The sequence below is a fragment of the Microbacterium sp. P5_B6 genome (assembly GCF_056400345.1).
The window spans coordinates 1-2,264 of sequence record NZ_JBFULL010000061.1 but is presented as its reverse complement, the minus strand read 5'-3'; the positions used below and the strand labels follow the sequence as shown (position 1 = coordinate 2,264).

Annotated in this window: 2 protein-coding genes; one reads left to right on the top strand and one right to left on the bottom strand. The window is 61.1% G+C overall.

Translation table 11 applies throughout. The features are described from left to right. Positions 1-3: 3 nt before the first annotated feature. Positions 4-1,194 (bottom strand): DUF6361 family protein, encoded by a 1,191-nt coding sequence (locus AC1DP3_RS18160; protein WP_477295750.1) that lies wholly within the window; start codon positions 1,192-1,194, stop codon positions 4-6. Between the two features lie 499 nt (positions 1,195-1,693). Between AC1DP3_RS18160 and AC1DP3_RS18155 the strand changes: the two genes are divergently transcribed. Then, positions 1,694-2,264, top strand: a 571-nt coding sequence (locus tag AC1DP3_RS18155; RefSeq protein ID WP_477295748.1) for a hypothetical protein, incomplete at its 3' end; no start/stop codon positions are given.

The following is a 2,264-nucleotide window of genomic DNA, read 5'->3' as shown; positions in this document are numbered from 1 at the left end:
GCGTCACGACGCCACCCTCGCGGCGTAGAGATCCTGCAGATGTCGTTGAGCGACTTCCCAGCGATAACTGAGTCGGCCCATTCCGCTCCTGCCGCTCCATCGGTCGAGGGCGGACTGATTCACCAAACGCGCACGGCCGCCCTTGATCTGGCGTTCCCTCGTGTTGATCAGCCGACGCGCCTCATCGCTCTCCGCGATGTCGTCATCCGCCGCGATCAGTTCGAGCCACCGATCAACAAAGGCTTTCGTGATGGGGCGTAGCCGTGGGTTCTGCCGATGGATCGTTGCCCACCAATCACCGCGATTCCAAGCCTCCAGCGCTTCGGACGCCCCCAGCTCTTCGCGCCACAGCCCAATCTCCGAGCGATAGCCGGTCGTGAGCGCTTCGTTCCCCGCCTTCTCCGCAAGAAGCAGGTTGTAGAGGGCGTGCGCTCCATGGATGGACACACTGAACCGTCTCGCGTGGTCGACCGCGCTGCGAAGCTGCACGGGAGCTGCTGACAGATTGTCCACATCCCATGCAAAGTGAGGCGAGTTGCCGGGCTGGTCCTGGATGAGCCACGACAACAGCGAACCTGTTGTGGCGGAACCGATCTGATACGAGAGGTACTGCTCGTCCTCAGGAGTCAGCTCGAAATCAACCGCCTTCATCAGGCCGCACGGGGGGCCATGCAGGTTAGCGTCGATGCCCGTGATCGGGGCTCGATCCCGCGACTCCGGATCGTCTGCAACCACAGTGCGCCTTTGCAGCTGCCGGTAGTCGTGCTGACGTCGGAAGTAGGACCCAGCCGAGTCGACGGTCACTATCTGCCATGCGGCGAGCGATCCCCAATAGGCGCTGCTCGGCAGGTTCTTCAGGTTGTGACGAACGACGCGGCCAAACACCCCGGTGCTTTCGCCCCCACCGAGCAGGCTGGGAATCAACCGGTACTCCAGGTTGCGGAAGTCGGCGCCCATCTCCTCCGGTGATGGTTTACGGGTCGCCAACTGCATCAACCAAGGGATGAAGAGCACATATCGAAGCCGCGTGTGTAAGACGGAAGTGCCGGGAAACAGGATGTCGGATAGCGCGTCCCGGATCGACCCGATGCCCAGTTCGTCGACCGTTCCTTCTTCCTTGAAGAGGTCGACAACCTCCAGCATGCGTCTGCGTTGTTCGGAGTCGGTGTCAAGCCAGCCGAAGGTCGAGACCATGCTCCGATAGTGGCCGAAACCTGCCCGACGGACCAGCCCTCGCCGTGGAAACGAGCGGGGACGACTCGAGACCCCTGGAGGGACTCGAACACGACTGAGCATAATGCTCAACCCGACTCAAACCGACGAAAACCGCGGAATCACGCGGAAGTTTGAGAACTCGAACAACATCGCGCGACCCCCGAAAACAGGCTACGGCAAACAGTTCGCGGGCAAAATACGGGCAAAAATCCTTGATAAATCGGGATTGTAGAGACATCAGCGAAGTTGTCACTCCCGCGGTAAAACGAAGCCCTCGGACACTTGACACCAAATGAGCACTTTGCTCTATAAATGCGTTGGCAACGCCATAGTAATGAGCACGATGCTCAGGTGGCGTCCAGGTTGCGATGGCGCCACGAGCCGCTGAAACACGACGAGGACTTCCGGATTTCCTGGAATCAGGGTTTCATATAAACCTGTAAACGCCGTTACAGGAAACCCGACAAAGGCGGTCGGCATGAAGGGGAACGAGCTCGTCTGGCGCGTTCTGGCCGATCGCGCCATCGAGGGCCAACGGGCCTGGGCGAACGTCGCTGACCTCGCGTTCGAAGCAGGCGTACCGAGCACAACGGCATACCTGGCGCTCGAACGCCTCGAAGGCAACGGGACCGTCGATCGATACAGGCATGGCGGACTGGCCGTAGTGAGCATCGACAAGGTGCTGACGATGATTTGCGCCTGGCGAAACCTCGCGCACGACACCGTTGCTTGGACGACGAGAGACGCTATCAGCCCTTTCCTCGATTCGAGCCGGGGGCCGTACGCCCTGGGTGGGCCCGTCGCGGCACGTGCTCATCTCAGTGGCCGCACAGTCGCGGACTTCCGAAGACACCTCGTCTATCTGCCGCCGACGGTCGACCTGAACGGGCTTCCTCAGGGCGACGAGGTGCGGGTGCTCGCAATGGACAAGCGCGCAATAGCGACCTGGGGAGGGTACTCGAGCGTGGCGCAGACCTACGCCGACCTCTTCGCGACACCTGGGTGGCAGGCATCCGAGTTCCGGATCGCTCTTCGAGAACGCTTCGTTC

What these genes read in the sequence shown, in the direction of transcription:
- AC1DP3_RS18160 (WP_477295750.1), bottom strand. Translation starts at nt 1,194, where the DNA reads ATGGTCTCGACCTTCGGCTGGCTTGACACCGACTCCGAACAACGCAGA.